Origin of the sequence: Cryobacterium sp. MLB-32, assembly GCF_000738085.1 — a bacterium.
Lineage (GTDB): Bacteria > Actinomycetota > Actinomycetes > Actinomycetales > Microbacteriaceae > Cryobacterium.
On the sequence record NZ_JPRS01000026.1, the window covers coordinates 1 to 18,392 of the forward strand.

The 18,392-nt window shown below is 65.7% G+C and carries 13 protein-coding genes and 4 pseudogenes; 2 read left to right on the top strand and 15 right to left on the bottom strand.

Going from position 1 to position 18,392, the window contains the following annotated elements; genetic code table 11:
- From JF66_RS04795 to JF66_RS04820, 6 genes and pseudogenes are all read right to left on the bottom strand, one after another.
- Positions 1-555 (bottom strand): DUF177 domain-containing protein (locus tag JF66_RS04795; protein WP_231556293.1); only part of this gene is annotated, 555 nt, incomplete at its 3' end.
- 10 nt (positions 556-565) lie between these two features.
- Entirely contained in the window at positions 566-3,007 is a 2,442-nt protein-coding gene (locus JF66_RS04800) for a DUF3488 and transglutaminase-like domain-containing protein (protein WP_081882149.1), read from the bottom strand.
- Positions 3,000-4,337, bottom strand: coding sequence for a DUF58 domain-containing protein (locus JF66_RS04805; protein ID WP_035875818.1), 1,338 nt, complete (start codon positions 4,335-4,337; stop codon positions 3,000-3,002). Before JF66_RS04805 ends, JF66_RS04800 begins: the two co-directional genes overlap by 8 nt.
- Before the next feature lie 12 nt (positions 4,338-4,349).
- Positions 4,350-5,449: pseudogene (locus JF66_RS04810) on the bottom strand (AAA family ATPase).
- Positions 5,446-5,934: a pantetheine-phosphate adenylyltransferase gene (gene coaD, locus JF66_RS04815; RefSeq protein ID WP_035875821.1), complete on the bottom strand. Its 489-nt coding sequence runs from the start codon at positions 5,932-5,934 to the stop codon at positions 5,446-5,448. The pseudogene JF66_RS04810 and the gene coaD overlap by 4 nt, the downstream one beginning before the upstream one ends.
- Positions 5,935-5,997: 63 nt before the next feature.
- Complete coding sequence (locus JF66_RS04820; protein WP_081882150.1) at positions 5,998-8,304, bottom strand: ATP-dependent DNA helicase RecG; 2,307 nt, start codon at positions 8,302-8,304, stop codon at positions 5,998-6,000.
- A gap of 44 nt (positions 8,305-8,348) precedes the next feature.
- Between JF66_RS04820 and rsmD the strand changes: the two genes are divergently transcribed.
- Positions 8,349-8,921: a 16S rRNA (guanine(966)-N(2))-methyltransferase RsmD gene (gene rsmD, locus JF66_RS04825; protein WP_035875825.1), complete on the top strand. Its 573-nt coding sequence runs from the start codon at positions 8,349-8,351 to the stop codon at positions 8,919-8,921.
- Positions 8,922-8,956: 35 nt separating this feature from the next.
- On the opposite strand, the gene thiL is transcribed toward rsmD, so the two are convergent.
- Positions 8,957-9,964, bottom strand: coding sequence for a thiamine-phosphate kinase (gene thiL / locus JF66_RS04830; protein WP_035875827.1), 1,008 nt, complete (start codon positions 9,962-9,964; stop codon positions 8,957-8,959).
- Positions 9,965-9,988: 24 nt separating this feature from the next.
- Here thiL and JF66_RS04835 point away from each other — a divergent pair, with 24 nt between their 5' ends.
- Complete coding sequence (locus JF66_RS04835; protein WP_035875829.1) at positions 9,989-10,492, top strand: DUF3515 family protein; 504 nt, start codon at positions 9,989-9,991, stop codon at positions 10,490-10,492.
- A 27-nt stretch (positions 10,493-10,519) separates the two neighbouring features.
- Here the strand turns inward: JF66_RS04835 and JF66_RS04840 are convergent.
- The 8 genes and pseudogenes from JF66_RS04840 to JF66_RS04875 form a co-directional block, all read right to left on the bottom strand.
- Positions 10,520-11,616 (bottom strand): annotated as a pseudogene (locus tag JF66_RS04840) (D-alanine--D-alanine ligase family protein).
- Positions 11,522-12,649, bottom strand: coding sequence for an NAD(P)H-dependent glycerol-3-phosphate dehydrogenase (locus JF66_RS04845; protein ID WP_035875830.1), 1,128 nt, complete (start codon positions 12,647-12,649; stop codon positions 11,522-11,524). The pseudogene JF66_RS04840 and the gene JF66_RS04845 overlap by 95 nt, the downstream one beginning before the upstream one ends.
- Positions 12,639-13,315 (bottom strand): annotated as a pseudogene (locus tag JF66_RS04850) (lysophospholipid acyltransferase family protein). Before JF66_RS04850 ends, JF66_RS04845 begins: the two are co-directional and overlap by 11 nt.
- 118 nt (positions 13,316-13,433) lie before the next feature.
- Positions 13,434-14,762: a UDP-N-acetylglucosamine 1-carboxyvinyltransferase gene (gene murA / locus JF66_RS04855; RefSeq protein ID WP_035875841.1), complete on the bottom strand. Its 1,329-nt coding sequence runs from the start codon at positions 14,760-14,762 to the stop codon at positions 13,434-13,436.
- Positions 14,763-14,879: 117 nt separating this feature from the next.
- A complete protein-coding gene (leuD, locus tag JF66_RS04860; RefSeq protein ID WP_035875833.1) occupies positions 14,880-15,491 on the bottom strand; it encodes a 3-isopropylmalate dehydratase small subunit in 612 nt (203 codons plus the stop codon).
- 2 nt (positions 15,492-15,493) lie between these two features.
- Entirely contained in the window at positions 15,494-16,954 is a 1,461-nt protein-coding gene (gene leuC, locus JF66_RS04865; RefSeq protein WP_197059321.1) for a 3-isopropylmalate dehydratase large subunit, read from the bottom strand.
- Between the two features lie 136 nt (positions 16,955-17,090).
- Positions 17,091-17,891: a PP2C family serine/threonine-protein phosphatase gene (locus JF66_RS04870; protein WP_231556294.1), complete on the bottom strand. Its 801-nt coding sequence runs from the start codon at positions 17,889-17,891 to the stop codon at positions 17,091-17,093.
- Between the two features lie 103 nt (positions 17,892-17,994).
- Positions 17,995-18,392, bottom strand: a pseudogene (locus JF66_RS04875) (TerC family protein); the annotation flags it as partial.

An 18,392-nucleotide genomic window follows, 5' to 3' on the forward strand; every position in this document is an offset into this window, starting at 1 on the left:
CGTTTCAGCATGGATGTCATCATCCGTGCTGATGTCTGTGGAAGCTTGGAATCCCGCAAGCGCAGACCACCGGGGATCACGCGCCTCTGTCGGTTCGAGTTCCGGTACTTCGGTAAGCAACTCGCCGGTCTCACTATCAAGACCTGCACAGTCACGCCGACATAGTGGCTGGAACGGCAGTGACATAACCACTGCGTCCCTGACGAGAGATTCAATGTCGATATGGTCGTCGACAATCTCAAACTCAAAAGCTTCATCCTGAGGATAGCCGAAAAGCTCGGCAAACTCGACTCGGACGCGGAATTCGATTTCGCGAAGGCATCGCCCGCACTCGCCGGCGGCCGTGCCCACGACTGTGATGGTCGCCAAGATGCCCTCGTGCATGGCCTCGAGGCGCAGGTCCGTCGCGAGCGTCGAGCCCGCTTTGACCGCAACAAGTCCCGCACCGAGGTCTTCGGGTACGACAATGTCGAGATGACGCTCGTGCATGGTGCCCGGGCGATTGATAAGGTCTCGTACATCTACCGTGTACGGCGTCTTTTTGAACTTGGTCACCAGCCCCATTCTACGCGGTTCGTGGCGAATGTCCGTTCAGCCGCGTCCAGACGCCACGGAAGAGCGATTTCGGCCACACGAGCGCCAGCATCCGGTCACGCCGCGTTGACCCCGCCCGGATCGCTGCGGTCACCTCGCTGAGGCCGACAGCATCCTCGCCGGCTCCGTCAGGCTCGCCGGCGCCTCCCCGGTCGGCACGGTCGAACCGGGCACGCTCCACGTCCACCAGCAGCCGTTCGAGTGCACGCGCCGCCGCTGACTCGTGTCCCACGACGCCGGAGAGTCGCGTGGCGAACTCTCGCGGCGTCTCGGACGCAGCCACGGCAACGTTGTGATCCAGGGCGCAGTCACCCACCTCGGTCCAGGCGGCCAGGCTCGCCGCGCGCCGGTTGAACGAGCCGGAGCGGATGCGACGGCGACGACGCGTGCGCTGAATCTCGCGGGCCGCGGCCGGCACGAGCAACACCAGAATGACCGCCAGGAGCAGGAGCCCTGAGCGCCCAATCACGTTGACGGTCTCTTCCGCACCGGCGACGGATTCCTCCGCCACGGGGGTGTCTGCGGCGAGGGGATCGAGCCCTGTACGCGGTGCTGTCGTCGCCGCGGTCTGGCCCGGTGCGACGACCGGCGCCTCGACGGCTGTCGGCGCCTCGTAGTTGGGCACCGTACCCCGTCCCGGCGTCGGCTCGAACGGTACCCAGCCCACGCCCAGGAAATACAGCTCGGGCCAGGCGTGCAGATCGTGTGAGTCCACGAGGTATTGCCCGAGGCCCTGCTCAAGATCCTGGGACTTGACGCCGGGCAGGTAACCGAGCGAAATTCGCGAGGGGATACCGAGGGATCGAGACATCGCCGCCATCGCGGAGGCAAAGTGCACGCAATACCCGCGCTTCTTTTCCAGGAAAACGCCCACGACGTCGACTCCCCCGCCGTCGTAACCCTCGTCCACCGGAGCTTCGGTGTCGTACGCGAATCCGCTGCCATTGAGATAGTCCTGAATGGCCACCGCAGCGTCATAGGCCGACGCCGTGCCCGCTGTCACTTCCCTCGCCGTGCCCTCAATGATGTCCGGCACCTGCGTCGGCAGTTCGAGGTTGCGCGCGAGCGAGCTCGGGTATTCACGGCTCGACGAGCGCATCTGATCTGCCGTGGGTTGCACCTCGAGCGATGCGGCCGTGTACTTCTGGTGCAGTGTGGATGCGTTGTTGCCCGCAATGGCCCGCGTGCGCGTATCCCAGTGCCAGTTCCCGGTGAGTCCTTCCACCGCCACCGTGCGCGCCGGGACCGGCAGCCAACGCGTGTTCAGCCCGTCCATGACGACGGATGTCTGCGCATCGGTCGTTGCCACATCGTCGGCAAGTCCCGGCGGACGGGCGATGCTGCCCACCGAGTTGTTCTCTTCCACTCCGTCGATCCGGGCCGTCCAGGTCGACCCGACAAGCGAATCGAGGGTGAGAAGGGTGAAGTACGACCGCCGCTCGGCCGTGGTCGTGTAGTGCAGCACCGGGCCGGCCTCCGGCCGTCTCAGGTCCTGGCCCAGGTTGATCATGGGGCTGACGCCACTGCCGAAAAGCAGTGAGTTCGCACCCTGCCGGCCCTCGCCCGTTCCGCTCAGCCCGGGTGCCACGGCGCTGATCACGAGGGTCAGCGCAACCGCTACCGCGCCCACGGAGACGGTGCTCCAGATCGGCCCGGATCGGCGACGAGTGGACGACACGAAGACTCGGGCGGTCGAGCCCTCGGCATTCGCGACCGCGTCACGGGAACGGCGGCGTCTCACATCGACCCGGAGCAGAACAAGAAAAACACTGGCCGTCACGACCAGGACAATCACATTGGCCGGGCCTGGGTCGATGGCACCCGGGACGAGCAGCGGCACCAACACGGGAATTCCCGCGAGAGCCGGCGCGCGCACCGTCACGGCCAGCATATACATCAGCAGGGCGATCAGGCCGGCACCGGCCGAGAGCAAGAAGAGGATACCGGCGGTAACCTCCGCGGGAACGCTTTGCTGCGCGATCGATTCCGCCCCACTTGTGATCAGTCCTCGGAAGACGCCCACGGTCCGCGGCGTCGGGATCAACCAGAGCAGTCCGGTGCCGCCACCGAAGAACAGCGTCAGGCTGGCCACCAGCACGACCAACGACGCGACGGGCACCAGCGGACGCGGCAGACGGATGCGGCTGAACAGCCCGGCACTCAGGAGCACCAACGCCGCGACGAGCGCCATCATCCCCCACCACCACGAACTCCGCAACATCGGACTCAGCGCCCCGCACGCAACTGCGAGCAGCACCAGAAGGGTCAGCGTGAGGGGCCAGTCCGCGACGGCCGGATACCGGCGCCTGATTCCCCTGTCGGGAGCCGGCGGTGCGGCCGGAGGCTCTCCCCCGGGCCCCGCCACCCTGTCGTGCGGGCGAGGAACGGCTGCGATGGTGCGCGAATCAGTCATCGTCGGAGCCCGTTGCCCTGCGCGCCAGAGCGCCTTCCCAGACAGTGGGGATATCGCGCGAACTATTCAGCGAAACGCACCACCAGCCCGCGTCCCGGAGGATGCCCCGCACGGAGGGGGTAACGGGATCGAGCAGGAAGGCGATCGCCGGTTCGCAGCGTCCGCGCATGCCGGCGAGCTCGGCCGCATCCGCAGGGGACGCGTTCCAGAGCACCGCGAAAGTCGGAAGGCGGCTCCCCCCGCCGGAGTCGGGATACGCGGCTTCGCTGCTGCCTGAATCCTCCGCAGTCGTCGTCCTCTCGACCGGCGTGAGATTCGCCAGACCCTCCAGCAACTCGCGTTCTCCTCCGGGCGCCCGGCACACGAAGGGTGCGTCACCGCGCAATCCGCCATGAATTTGCGTGGGCCCCGGGGCCAACTGACTCGGTCCGGTTTCGACTATCTGCACTTTGAGTCCCGCGTCGAGAAGGTGCACGCCCATGGAAGCGACGAGTTCGATGGCCAGCTCGAAGGCGGAAGCGAGGCGGCCCTCCGGATGCCCTCCACCTTGGCCGGTCGTGACGAGAATGATACGGGCCTCGGGGTTGCTCTGGTGTTCCTCCTGCCGAACCATGATTTCGCCGTAGCGCGCCGTGGCAGGCCAGTTCACCCGTCGCATCGGGTCTCCCGGCCGGTACTCGCGCGCGATGAGCTCATCGGACATCGGGCTCACTGACCGCACGAGATCACGCACGGACCCGTCACCCCGGGCCACTGCCCCGCCGGAATCGGGCAACGACGTGACCTGGGGCGTGACGATGAGGTCGCGAGGCTGCCCGATCGCGTGCTCGCGCCGGGCAAAGCCGAAGGGATCCGTCCGCTCGATGCTGACCGGCCCGACCGCGAAGACGCCGCGAGTGCGGGGTTTCACAGTGTATTCGAGACGCACACAATCAGGGCCGGTCGGCGGCCCCGACCGATAACGGTCCAAAGCGGGAAGCCCGAGCGCGCGCGGCTTGCCAGCCCCCATATCCAGCGTGCTCGGATCTCGCCACGACACACCATCGAGCGGGCGCATCGACTGATTGCGCAGGTCGAGCACGACGAGGGCTTCGTGGCCGGCCGCCACGATCGGAGGCCGGAATGATCTCACCACCTCGACTTCTCCCGGACGAATGACCGTGTAGCCCAGAGCCACCAGAGGAGCGACGGCCAGCAGACATCCGATGAAGAACAGATCGGTCTGATTGCCCCAGAAGGCGAGGACCATCATCACGGTGCCCACAACCGCGAAGATCCAGCCGCGACGGGTCAGCCGAGCGGCCGAGGGCGGGAGCACGATTCGGCGCATGGTCTGCTCTCGTCAGGCGCGACCCGGCGTACCGAGCGATGCCGGACCGACAGGCACCGCGGTCGCTGCGAGAATTCGACGGATAACCTCTTCGATGAGCGGTCCGCTGTCCTGGTGGTGGTGGCCCAGTGCCCGGCTGGTGGGAACAAGGCGGTGCCCGAGAACGGAAACGGCGAGCGAATCGATGTCATCGGGCAGCACATACTCTCGCCCGAACAGCGCCGCTTGCGCCTTCGCCGCCCTGATGAGCTGCAGGGTGGCCCGAGGACTCGCGCCCAGCCGAAGGTCTCGATCATCGCGGGTGGCCCGCACGATGGTGACGGCGTATTCCTTCACCGCAGCGGATACGAAAACACCGCGTGCGGCCTGCATCATATTGGTGAGTTCCTCGCCGGAGACAACCGCGACGATCCTGGACAGGGGGCTGTCGGTGTCCCGGGAATCGAGCATGGCAAGCTCGGACTCTGTGTCGGGGTACCCCATGGAAATGCGAGCCATGAAGCGGTCTCTCTGCGCCTCGGGCAGGGCGTATGTGCCTCCATCTCGATCGGGTTCTGCGTGGCCATCACGGTGAAGGGACGGGCGAGCGGGTACGTGGTGCCGTCGACGGTGACCTGACGCTCTTCCATGCACTCGAGCAGCGCTGATTGCGTCTTCGGACTGGCCCGGTTGATTTCGTCACCGATGACGATGTTGGCGAACACCGGCCCCGGTTTGAACTCGAAGCGGTGCTCCGCCTGATTGAACACGGCAACGCCGGTCACATCGGAGGGCAGCAGGTCGGGCGTGAACTGAATCCGACTGACCGTTGAGTCGACAGACCGCGCCAAGGCTTTGGCGAGCATTGTCTTACCGACGCCGGGCACGTCCTCGATCAGGAGGTGACCCTCCGCCAATAACACCGTCAACGCGGTGAATACAGCAGAGTGTTTGCCATCGATGACTCTTTCGACGTTCGCCACGATTGCGCGTCCGGCAGCCTGCACCTCCGCCAGGGAGAGCGCAGGTTCGTCCGTGCCCAGAATGTCGTCCTCACGAGCGTGACCCACTCCGATTTTCGCAACCGAAACGGGAACGAGCGGGATGGGTGACCGAGCGGAGGAAGGGGTCATACCGTGGCTTTTTGCAGGTAGTCGGACACGACCCGAGGAACGTACGGCGACACATCTCCGCCCAGGGCGGCGACCTGGCGAACGAGAGAACTCGACACATGCGCATTAGCCGGGTTCGGCAACAGGAAGACGGTTTCCACCGCGGCAAGATTGCGATTGACGATCGCCATCGGGGTTTCGTAGGCGACGTCCAGTTGCGACCTCACGCCCTTGACAAGAACGCTGGCTCCCACATCCATGCAGTAGTCCACGAGCAAGCCGACGCTCCAGGAGGCCACACTGATGTTGGTCGGCAGGCCGGCCTCTGCGATCGCACGCTCCAGCAGCGAGACGCGCTGACTGATCGGGAGCAGGGCAGATTTGTCGGGATTGTGCACCACGAGCACGTGAAGCTCATCGAACAGGCCGGCGGCACGATCGATCACATCCAGGTGACCAAGGGTTACGGGGTCAAATGAACCAGGTACGACGGCGATCCTGCGCATACAAACACCCTAGCGTCCTCCGCCCGTCCCGGTAAGCACCCGCATCGCCCGAGGGCCTGGCACTCAGCTTTTGCTCAGCCAGGTGCGTTCGGACTCGTCCAGCCGTCGACGAACAGCGTCGCGCAGGGCTGGCTCGGTGCGCAGGCCCGGGTCGCCGGTCACGAGGGAAAACGCCGCGGCACGTGCCGATGCGATGATCTCGCCATCGACGGCGACCCGCAACAGCCGCAGGGACGACAAACCGCCGGATTGCGTATCGCCGAGCACATCCCCCTCTTGCCGCAGCCGCAAGTCGAGATCGGCCAGTACAAAGCCGTCGAGAGTGCCCTGCACGGCATCAATCCGCTCACGCGAGGTGGAGCCGAGTGCCGCGTTGGTCACGAGCACGCAGAGCCCGGGAACGCCGCCCCTGCCAACCCGGCCGCGCAACTGATGCAGCTGGGAGACGCCGAATCTGTCGGCGTCCAAAACGACCATTGCGGAGGCGTTCGGCACGTCCACACCCACCTCGATGACGGTCGTCGCCACGAGCACATCGATCTCCCCGGCGGCAAAGGCGCGCATGGTCAGGTCTTTCTCCTCGCTCGTCATGCGCCCATGCAGGGCCTCCAGGCGATAGGTCGAAAGACCGGGCAGCTGGCGCAGGTTGGCCAGAGTCGTTTCGACATCGATGAGGGGCTTTGCGTTGGTTTCCGCTGGCGGAGCAGGCGCGGCACCGGCTTCCTCCTCCTCTGGCTCCTTGGGCGCGATCGCGGGGCACACGACAAAGCCCTGCCGACCGAGCGCGAGCTCAACGGCGAGCCGCTTCCAGACGTCCCAGAACCATTCCGGGTGTTCGTCCAGCGGAACAACGACCGTCTGGATGGGCTGCCGCCCGCTCGGCAGAATCTTGATTGTGCTCACGCTCAGGTCGCCGAACACCGTCATGGCGATGGTGCGCGGAATGGGAGTCGCGGTGAGCACGAGGACGTGCGGGGGAAGGTCGCCCTTGAGCCGCAGGGTTTCCCGCTGGTCGACGCCGAACCTGTGTTGTTCGTCGATCACGATGAGCCCGAGGTCGAAGAAGGTCACGTTGTCGCTCAGCAGGGCGTGCGTGCCGATCACGATGCGGGACTGCCCCGAAACGACGCGCAGCAGCGCCTTCCGTTTCTCTGCCGCGGGAAGCTTGCCGGTGAGGAGGGTGGGCATGAGTTCCGCCGCAAGGTCGGGACCGAGCATGGTCACGATCGAGCGCAGGTGCTGGCCGGCGAGAACTTCCGTCGGGGCGAGCAGTGCGGCCTGTCCTCCGCTGTCGGCCACGGCCAACATGGCTCGCACGGCCACGACGGTCTTTCCGGAACCCACCTCGCCCTGCAGGAGCCGGTTCATGGGGATGGGTTCTGAAATGTCGAAGGCGATTTCGGCCGCGGTGATCTCCTGGTCAAGGGTGAGCACGAAAGGCAGCGCGGCGTCGAAGCGTTCGAGGAATCCGCCCGGAGCGGGCACCCTCGGCGTCGTGTGCTGTTCCCTGGCCAGGGTGTGTTTCTGAGCCAGTGCCGCCTGAAGTATCCAGGCTTCAGTGAAGCGGAGGGTGTCCTGGGCCGCTCGCCAGTGCTCGTTGGTTTCGGGATGGTGAACCAGCACGAGGGCGTCGCGGTGGGCCAGCAGCCCTTGCTCCACACGCAGCTCCACGGGCACGGGGTCTGGCACCTCCGCGAGGCCCTGCAAGGCGAGGTCCACGGATGCCTCGATCGTCATGCTCGAGACGCTCGCCGTAGCGGAGTAGATCGGAACGACTTCGCGCAGCATCTTCTTGGCCTTGGGATCCGCCTCTGCCGCCTCTGCGGCCTCGAGTTCGGCCTCGAAGGTGCGGTAGTCGGGGTGCGCGAGCTGGAGCGTGCCCTTGTAGTTGGTCACGCGCCCGGCAAAGATGCCGCGCACACCGGGCCGGAGGTCGGCGAGCCGCCAGTCCATGCGCCTTTTACCGAAAAACGTGAGCGCGAGGATACCCCGGCCGTCCGAGATCTTCGCAGAGACAATCCAGCCAGGCCGGCCCTTCATAGGACTCTGAGACGACGAGAGCACCTCGGCGACGATGGTGACATGTTCGTTCAGCGGCAAGTGGCTCAGTGGGGCGAGTTCTCCGCGCTGGGCGTAGCGACGCGGGTAGTGTCCGAGCAGGTCGGCCACGTTGGCCATGCCGAAGGCCTTGCCGAGGGCCGTGGCGGTGGCCTGTCCCACGACGGTCACCAACGGTGTGTCGAGAGTCACCGTACCGGCCGCCGGCGTGTGGCGCTGCCGGGGGGTGTGGTCAGCGTGGTGCGCAGGATCTGCAGCGTCCGCGGGGTCAGCGGGGTCAGCGGGGTCAGCGGGGTCGCTCGAACCGGTCATGCCTCAATCGTAGGCGCGACCACCGACACTAGGCTTAACCGGACATGACGCGAATAATTTCCGGGTTTGCCGGCTCTCTCACCCTGGCGGTGCCCAAGTCCGGCACGCGCCCCACAAGCGACCGCGTGCGAGAGGCGATCTTCTCGGCCCTCGACGCCCGCGATGCCCTCGGCGGCACGCGCGTCCTCGACCTTTATGCAGGGTCGGGCGCCCTCGGCCTCGAGGCGGCCAGCCGTGGAGCGCGCGTGGTCACGCTCGTGGAGAACGCCTTCGCTGCGGCGCAAATGTGCCGCAAGAACGCGGAGGCTGTGCAACGCTCGGCTCCCAAGGGCACCGAGCTCAAGGTTCGTGTCACTGCCCAGGCCGTGCAGTCCTTTCTCGCTACCACGCCCGACGGATTCGACGTGGTATTCATCGACCCGCCCTACGATCTCGGCGAAACGGAACTCACCGCCAACCTGGCGGCCCTCGCGCCGCTCCTCGCCGATGATGCCCTCGTTATCGTCGAGCGCAGCTCCCGCTCCCCCGAACCGGACTGGGGCACCGCGCTCGAACTCGAGCGCCGTAAGGATTACGGCGACACGACGGTCTGGTACGCCGGCACCGCGCGGACCTGATTCCCCGCACGGCGCGAGAGAGGGGGCGACGCCAGCTAACCGACGGCGCCGTCCCAGCCCCGGTAGGGGTCCCAGCCGCCCAGTGTGTGCGGCTCGCCGTCAACCGACACGGTTCCCGCATCCGCCGTGACGATACCGAGAGCACGGAAGCCCTCGGGCAGTGCCACGTGCGGCGGGAACGTCGCGAGCAGACCATGGTCCTCTCCGCCGCCCAGCGCCACGTCGACCCGCACACCGAGGGTGTCCGAGTGGAAATCGATGCCCACGCCGCTGGCCCGAGCGATCCGCCCGGCGTCGAGGGCGAGGCCGTCAGACACATCCAGCATCGCGGTGGCCCCGGCCACGGCCGCGGCGGGGCCGCAGTCCAGCGGGGGAACAGGCCTCAACTGGGCCGCGATTTCGTCGGGATAGTGCTCCTTGAGGGCTGCCGCGCGGACCGCATCCGGCAGCCCCTCGGCATCCACTCCCAGACGGAACAGGAGTTCCAAGCCAACGCCCGCCGCTCCGAGCCGTCCAGCGAGCGCCACAACGTCACCCACACGAGCGCCGGAACGCTTCACGGGCTCGCGGCCCTCCAGGTCGCCGAAGGCCGTGACAGCGAGCGTCAGGGCGTCCGAGGCCGACAGATCGCCCCCGACCACTCCGCACCCCGGTGCCAGTGCCTCACAGCAATCGCGCAGGCCGTCGGCGATGCCTTCCAGCACCGAGACCGGTGTGGAGGCCGGCGCGGCGATCGCCACCACCAGGGCGGTGGGCCTGGCCCCCATCGCCGCGACATCGGACAGGTTCGTCGCCGCGGCTTTCCACCCCAGGTCGTGCGGAGTGGACCAGGCGAGTCGAAAGTCCGGTCCCTGGATCATCATGTCGGTCGTCACCACGAATCGGCCGTCCGGTGCCGATACGACTGCGGCATCGTCGCCGGGACCGAGCAGCTGGGCCGACGCGGCGGGAAGACGCGGGAAGATGCGCTCGAGAACCGCGATCTCACTCACATCATGGAGCGTTTCGGGGGAACGGGCGTTCGCATCAGCAGGAGTCTTCATGCTTCAAACGGTAGCCTGAACGTGATGATTCCCCGATCCCTGGCCCTGCGCTCCGGCGCCGCCGCTTCACTTCTCCTCTCCGCGCTCCTGCTCACCGGATGCGCCGCCGCCGTTCCGCTCGAACCGGCGGCCGATGCAATCAACCCGGCCTGCGCCGATGTGGTCGTGCACCTTCCCGCATCCGTTGCTGACCAGCCGGCACGCGAGACGAATGCGCAGGCGACGGGAGCGTGGGGTGACCCGGCCGCGGTGCTCATGCACTGTGGCGTGACCGTGCCGGGACCCACGACGCTCCCCTGCCTGAACGTCAACGGCATCGACTGGATCGAAGACGATGCGGATGCCCCGCGATACCGCTACACGACCTACGGCCGGGACCCCGCGATCGAGATCGTGATCGACTCAGAGAAGGTCAGCGGCACCACGGCCCTCGTCGACCTCGCCAGCGCGGTGTCGGGAGTGCCCGCAACATCAGCGTGCCTCGGCGTTGAGGACGTGCCCCTGCCCACCGAGGCCCCCTCGCTCTGATCGTCCCCGCGGGGCGGAGCCGGCCGGTCAGGAACCGTGGCGGGAGTGCGCGATCGCCACGGCGATGAGTTCGTCAATGAGCTCCGGGTAGCTAAACCCGCTCGCGAGCCAACAGCTGGGGAACATCGAAATGGGCGTGAACCCGGGCATGGTATTGATCTCATTGATCACCCAGCCCTGGGCGGTCAGGAAGAAATCCACGCGAGCCAGTCCGGCGCCGCCGATCGCATCGAAAGCACGCAGTGCCAGGTTCTGCATGACAGCGAGCTGCGCCTCATCGAGCACAGCGGGGCACACCAGGTCGATGCCGGGCGCCCCCAGGTACTTGGCCTCGAAGTCGTAGAACTCCCGGCCCGTCACCATAACTTCCCCGGCCACGGATGCCCGCGCGGCTCCCCCGGGCGCCCCTGCAGAACGGCGACCTCAAGTTCACGGCCGCTCAGACCTGCCTCGATGAGCACCTTGCTGTCTTCGGCGAGGGCCACCGCCATGGCCTCGGCAAGTTGATCGACCGTGGACACCTTGCTGACACCCACGCTGGAGCCGGCCCGAGCAGGTTTCACGAACACGGGCACACCGAGTTCTTCGAGGGCCGCGTAGGCCATTCCCGGTGCCTCAGCCCAGTCATCTGCGGTGATCGTGCGCCAGGGCGCGACCGGAAGTGAAGCCTGCTGGAACACGGTCTTGGTAAAGTGCTTGTCCATTCCGAGGGACGACGCGAGCACGCCCGATCCCACGTAGGGCAGTCCGATCAGGTCGAGCATGCCCTGAATGGTGCCGTCTTCGCCGAAGGGCCCATGAAGGATGGGAAAGACCAGGTCGGCCGACCCCAGGGAGCGAGTGCCGTGGGCATCCGTCACCGTGAGTTCGCGGCTGTCCGCGCTGTCCGGCCAGCGCACCCGTGTGCCGTTGTCGACGACCGCAGGCAGAGCGGTCGCATCGAGGGCGAACTTCGACGGGTCGTCGTCTTCGAGCACGTACGCCCCGGTGCGCGTGATGCCCACCGGAATGACGTTGTAGCGCTCGCGGTCAATCGCTCCGAGAACTCCGCCCGCCGTTGCGCAACTGATCGAATGTTCGCTTGAACGCCCCCCAAAGAGCAGCACTACCGTGAGCTTGTCCATCGTCAATCGTCCTTTCGCCCTGCGGTTCGCTGGAGTCGGTGGTGAGGTGCGGGGCGATATCCCGCGGATTCAGCGTGCCGTCGAGCACCTGGCGGACCTGTTCGACAATCGGCATGGCAACGCCCTTGGCACGGGCGAGCTCGAGAATGGGCTTGACGGAGGCGAGGCCTTCCGTGGTCTGCTGCATCTGCTTCACCACGTCGTTGATGCTGTAGCCCTGGCCGAGCAGGCGCCCGGCCGTGTTGTTGCGCGACAGCGGTGACTGGCAGGTGGCGATCAGGTCGCCCAGGCCGGCCAAACCGGCGAGGGTCTCGGGATGAGCCCCATATGCCACGGCGAAGTCGGTCATCTCGACGAGACCGCGGGTGATAATCGACGCCTTCGTGTTTTCGCCGAAGCCCACGCCGTCCACGATGCCGATCGCCACAGCGATGAGGTTCTTCAGCACGCCGCCGAATTCGGTGCCAATCACGTCGGTGTTGACATAGGACCGGAAATACTTATTGGTGGCGAGTTTGGCCACGGCCTGAGCGGTTTCGAGGCTGATCGACGACACGACGGCGCCGGTCGGTTGTTCCTTGGCGATTTCGAGGGCCAGGTTCGGCCCGGAAATCGCTGCGATGCGTTCGGGTGCGATGGGCAGCACCTGCTCGATGACGGTGCTCATCCGCATGCCGGTCGAACGCTCGACCCCCTTCATGAGGGACACGACAGTGACGTTCGGCGCCAAATAGGGTTCAGCCGCGATGAGGTTCTCGCGCAACGACTGGCTCGGCACCGAGACGAACACGTACTCGGCACCGGCGAGTGCCAGATCGAGCCGTGATGTCGCGCGCAGACCGACGGGCAGGTTGACCCCGGGAAGGTAGTCGCTGTTGCGGCGGCCCTCCGAAATCTCCCGGGCCAGTTCGGGCCGACGGGCCCAGAGCACGACATCCGCTCCGCCGTCGACCAGGATTTTGGCAAAGGTGGTTCCCCAACTACCAGCTCCGAGGACTGCTACGCGGGTGCCGGGTGTGATCTTAGGCTTCAAAACGGCCGGTCTCTTTCTGATTGTGTTCGGCCGGGTTCCAGCGTGTGACCGGCGCCTTCTCGGCCCGCAGGTCTTCGAGCAGTCTCGTGATCGCTTCCATCACCACAGCGGTGGCCTCGTTGAGCGTCGCCGTGTCGAGGCTTCGTCCGCGGAACGCGCTCAGGTCGACCGGATCGCCGATCTTCACCGAGATATTCTTGCGGGGAAACAGGCTGATCTTTTTTGAGTAGCGCTTCATCAGGTCCTGGGTGCCCCAGTGGGCCGCAGGCACAATGGGGATGTCCTGCTCGAGGGCAATGCGCACCGCGCCGGTTTTGCCGCGCATCGGCCACATGTCGGGGTCGCGGGTGAGCGTGCCTCCGGGTAGACGACGACCATCTGCCCACGTTCCACCAGCAGCTGGGCGGCCTGAACCGGCCCGCTGCCACGGACCGAACCGCCACGCTGCACGGGAATCTGACCGGAGCGGCGCAGGATTCCACCCACAACGGGAATCTGAAAAACGGATGCCTTCGCCAGGAATCGCGGCAGACGACCGAGCTTCCAGGACACAACCCCCATGACCACGGGGTCGATCTCGCTGTAGTGGTTCGGTGCGAGCACAAATGCCCCCGTGCGAGGGAACTTGTCGGCATCGATGATCGTGAACCGAGCGGCCAGATTCATCGCGGGCAACAACAGCGCAGCGAGAATCCAGAAGGCCGATGGACGGCTCTTCTCCGATCGCGGACGCTTCGCTGGATGGGCTGACTGTTCTGGAGTTTTCTGGTCTGGCACAGCCCTATTATCCTTCGAGATCGAAGTCCGCCCCCAAAAGCCGCAGCTTGGTGATGAAATTCTCGTAACCACGGCTGATGATTCCTACGTTGCTGACGGTCGATGCGCCATCGGCGCTCAACGCTGCAATCAGGTGGCTGAAGCCGCCGCGCAGGTCGGGAACGACGATGTCCGCCCCGTGCAGCTTGGTCGGGCCGGTGATGACGGCAGAGTGGTTGAAGTTGCGCTGGCCGAAGCGGCACGGGTGACCGCCGAGGCATTCGCGATGGATCTGAATCGTCGCGCCCATCTCGACGAGAGCGTCAACGAACCCGAAGCGCTGCTCGTACACCGTCTCGTGCACGATCGATGTTCCGTGCGCCTTGGTGAGGGCGATCACGAGCGGCTGCTGCCAGTCCGTCATGAAACCGGGGTGTACATCCGTTTCGATGATCACGGGCTTGAGCACTCCGCCCGGGTGGTAGAAGCGGATGCCGTCATCGTGGATCTCGAATGCGCCGCCGACCTTGCGGAACACGTTGAGGAACGTGAGCATCTCCGACTGGCGTGCGCCGCCGACGAAGATATCGCCGTCGGTGGCGAGGGCCGCGGCGGCCCAGCTGGCGGCCTCATTGCGGTCGAAGAGCGCGCGATGGCGGTAGCCCTCGAGGCGTTCGACGCCTTCGATTCGGATCACCCGATCGGTGTCGACCGTGATGATCGCGCCCATCTTCTGCAGGATGTTGATGAGATCCATGATCTCGGGCTCAATCGCCGCACCCTTGAGCTCGGTGATGCCCTCGGCGCGGACGGCCGTCAGCAGTACCTGCTCCGTGGCGCCGACGCTCGGGTAGGGAAGCTCGACCTTGGTGCCCTTGAGGCCGTTGGGCGCGGACATCCGGATGCCGTTGGGCTGCTTTTCCACGACGGCGCCGAACTTACGAAGCACATCGAGGTGGAAGTCGATCGGCCGATCGCCGATGCGGCATCCGCCGAGGTCGGGGATGAAGGCTTCGCCGAGGCGGTGCAGCAACGGACCGCAGAACAGGATCGGGATGCGCGAGGAGCCCGCGTGCGCGTCGATTGCGGCGAAGTGCGCACTCTCCACACCGACCGGGTCGAGGATCAGGTCGCCGGGCTCGTCGCCCTCGGTGACCTTGACCCCGTGTACCTCCAACAGACCGCGTACGATCCGCACATCACTGATGTTCGGCACGTCCTGGAGCAGGCTCGGGGTCTCCCCGAGCAGGGCGGCGACCATCGCCTTCGTGACGAGGTTCTTGGCACCCTTGACCTCGATGCGGCCCACGAGGGGGATGCCGCCACGAATCGTGATCTTGTCCGCCGTCAGCCCCACAGCGGCGCCGTGGTTCTGGGCACTTCCACGGTTCTGGGCACTACCGGGATTCTGGTCGCTACCGCGATTCTGGTCGCCGGACGTCTGCTGTGCATCGTTAGTGAGGGTGCTCAAGAATTACCTGCCTTGTGGAGAGAGTGCGGGGAGAGTGCGGGGCAGCCACGCCTCCCGCTTCGATTCGAATTCTGCAATTCGCGCTTCGTCGCGCAGGGTCAGCCCGATATCGTCGAGACCTTCGAGCAGCCGCCATCTAGTGTAATCATCGATCACAAACGAGACTGTGAGATCGCCGACACGCACCGTTTTCGAGACGAGGTCAACCGTGAGTTCAATCCCCGGAGCCGCCTCGATCAGGTTCCACAGGGTCTCGGCATCGGCCTCGGTGATCTGGGCAGCCAGAAAACCCTGCTTACCGGCATTTCCACGAAAGATGTCCCCAAATCGCGGGCTCAGCACAACGTCGAATCCGTAGTCCCGAAGCGCCCACACGGCGTGCTCGCGCGACGAGCCGATCCCGAAATCGGGACCGGCCACGAGTACTCGCGCGTTCTGATAATCCTTCTTATTGAGCACGAATTCGGGGTCCGCGCGCCAGGCCGCGAACAGCGCATCCTCGAATCCGGTGCGGGTGACCCGCTTGAGGTAGACGGCCGGGATGATGGCATCGGTGTCGACATTGGACCGGCGAAGCGGTACCGCGACGCCTGTGACGGTGGTGAACTTTTCCATGATTACTTGTCTCCATCCTGCGCGAGGTCCCAGGGACTCGAGAGTGTGCCACGAATGGCTGTCGCGGCGGCGACGAGCGGCGATACGAGGTGGGTGCGCCCGCCCTTGCCCTGCCGGCCTTCGAAGTTGCGGTTGCTGGTTGAGGCGCAGCGCTCCCCCGGCGCCAGCTGGTCCGGGTTCATGCCGAGGCACATGGAGCAGCCGGCGAAGCGCCACTCGGCGCCGAAGTCGAGGAAGATCTTGTCGAGGCCTTCGGCCTCCGCTTCGATGCGCACCCGTGCGGATCCGGGAACCACGAGCATACGTACGCCGTCGGCGATCGTGTGTCCCTGGAGCACCTCGGCCGCGGCTCGCAGATCTTCGACACGACTGTTGGTGCACGAACCCAGGAAGACCGTGTCGACGTGGATGTCCTTCATGGCGGTTCCGGCGGCGAGATCCATGTACTCCAGCGCGCGCTCGGCCGCCGAACGTTCATTGGCGTCGTCGATGCTGGCGGGGTCAGGCACCGAGCCGCTCAGCGATACGCCCTGTCCGGGGTTCGTTCCCCAGGTCACGAAGGGTTCGAGTTCGGCGGCATCGATGACGACCTCGGCGTCGAAGTGGGCACCGGCGTCCGTGGCGAGGGTGTTCCAGTCCGCGACGGCAGCGTCCCAGTCGGCTCCTCGGGGAGCGTGCGCGCGACCCTTGAGGTAGTCATAGGTGGTCTGGTCGGGCGCGATCATGCCGGCCCTGGCACCGGCCTCGATGGACATGTTGCACATCGTCATGCGCCCCTCCATCGACAGGGCACGGATGGCTTCGCCACGGTACTCGAGCACGTAGCCCTGTCCGCCGCCGGTGCCGATTCGGGCGATCACGGCCAGGATGATGTCCTTGGCCGTGACTCCGGTGCGGAGCTGACCGTTGACGGTGATCGCCATGGTTTTGAAGGGATTGAGCGATAGCGTCTGGGTGGCCATGACATGCTCGACCTCGCTGGTGCCGATGCCGAGCGCCATCGCCCCGAAGGCGCCGTGAGTCGACGTGTGGGAGTCGCCGCAAACCACGGTGATGCCGGGCTGGGTGAGTCCCAGCTGCGGGCCGACGACGTGCACGATGCCCTGCTCGATGTCGCCGAGGGAATGCAGTCGCACGCCGTACTCGTCGCAGTTGCGACGCAGGGTTTCGATCTGCGTGCGACTGGTGAGGTCCGCGATTGGCCGGTCGATGGCCAACGTGGGCGTGTTGTGGTCCTCGGTGGCGATCGTCAGATCGGGGCGCCGTAGCGGGCGGTTGGCCAGGCGCAGCCCGTCGAAGGCCTGGGGGCTGGTCACCTCATGCAACAGATGCAGGTCGATGTAGATGAGGTCGGGCGCACCGTCCTCACCTTTGGCCACGAGGTGCTTGTCCCACACCTTCTCGGCCAGCGTGCGGGGCACCTCAGCGTGCGGAGTCGATGTGATGCGTGAGTCGTTCGTCATGTGTGCATTCCTCAAAGATAGGTAGCAGCCAACGCTGAACGCCGCGACGAGGAAGGCCTCAGAGTTGGGTCTCGTCGCGGCACAGAAGAAGAAGTCGACCTGCCAGCATTCCTAGAGGGTAACACTTCGACCGGGGTCACGCCTCGTAGTCGGCCTCGATGAAGACCACGCTCACGTTGTCGTGCCCACCGCGCTCGAGGGCTTCATCCACGAGCAAGTCGGCCACGCTGCGAGGGTCGGTCTCGCTCTGCTGATGTGAGTTGAGCACCTCAGCGATCTCTCGCTCGTCCAGTTCCTTCGTGAGCCCGTCAGAGCAGATGAGGAAGGCATGGCGGCCTGCCGCCGGGAGAAGCCACACATCGGCATCCACGAACTCGTCGGCACCGATCGCGCGGGTGATCACGTTGCGTTCGGGGTGCTTCTCGGCCTCCTCCGTCGTGATGAGCCCGGCGTCCACCATTGCCTGCACTGCGGAATGGTCGACACTGAGCTGAGAGAGTTCGCCGTCACGCCAGGTGTAGATGCGGGAATCCCCGACGTTGAACGCCATCCAGTGGTAGCCCACGTCGTCTCCCGCATCGACGAGGGCAACGCCGGCGAGAGTCGTGCCAGACACGGCCGCGCCGTAGTCGCCGGTACCGCTCAGGTCGCGCACGGCATCATTCGATGAGTGGATCGCGTCGAGAATGCGCTCCGGAGTCGACGGAACGTCCCGTTCGATGTGCTCGTCAAACACGCGCACGACGGTCTGGCTCGCCACATCCCCCTGCGCGTGGCCACCCATCCCATCGGCCACCAGAAAGACCGGGGCCTGCGCCATGACGCTGTCTTCCTGAATCTTGCGAACGCGGCCGACATCGCTGCGCACGCTGAATCGGCAGCGCGCGAGTCCGCCCTGCAGGGCCATCTCGCTGGCGCCGTTCACCGGAATGTGCACCCTACAGTTCCCAACCTGACCCGCATCCTTCTCGCTTCATGCGCGAAGCCGTGTCACGCCGTGTGGCGCAACGGAACCTACCGTACCAAGCCGTGAACCCGTTCTAGCTCTCGACCTTCTCGGATATCTCTTCCGCCAGCGTGTGCCCGCGAGTGTGAGCGTCATAGCGGGCCTTGATCAGGCTCGCGATTGTGGCAACCGCCATCGATCCGACGATCACTCCGAGCGAGGTCCAGGTTCCGATCTCCGGCGCCCACGCCACGCCGTCGCCACCGTTGATGAAAGGCAATTCATTGGTGTGCAGGGCATGGAGCACGAGCTTGACACCGATGAAGGCGAGGATGACCGCGATGCCGTATTTGAGGTATTCGAGCCGTTCGAGCAGCCCACCGAGAAGGAAGTACAGCTGGCGCAGTCCCATCAGAGCAAACACGTTGGCGGTGAAGACGATGAACGGACTTGTCGTGATGCCGAAGATGGCGGGGATCGAGTCCAGGGCGA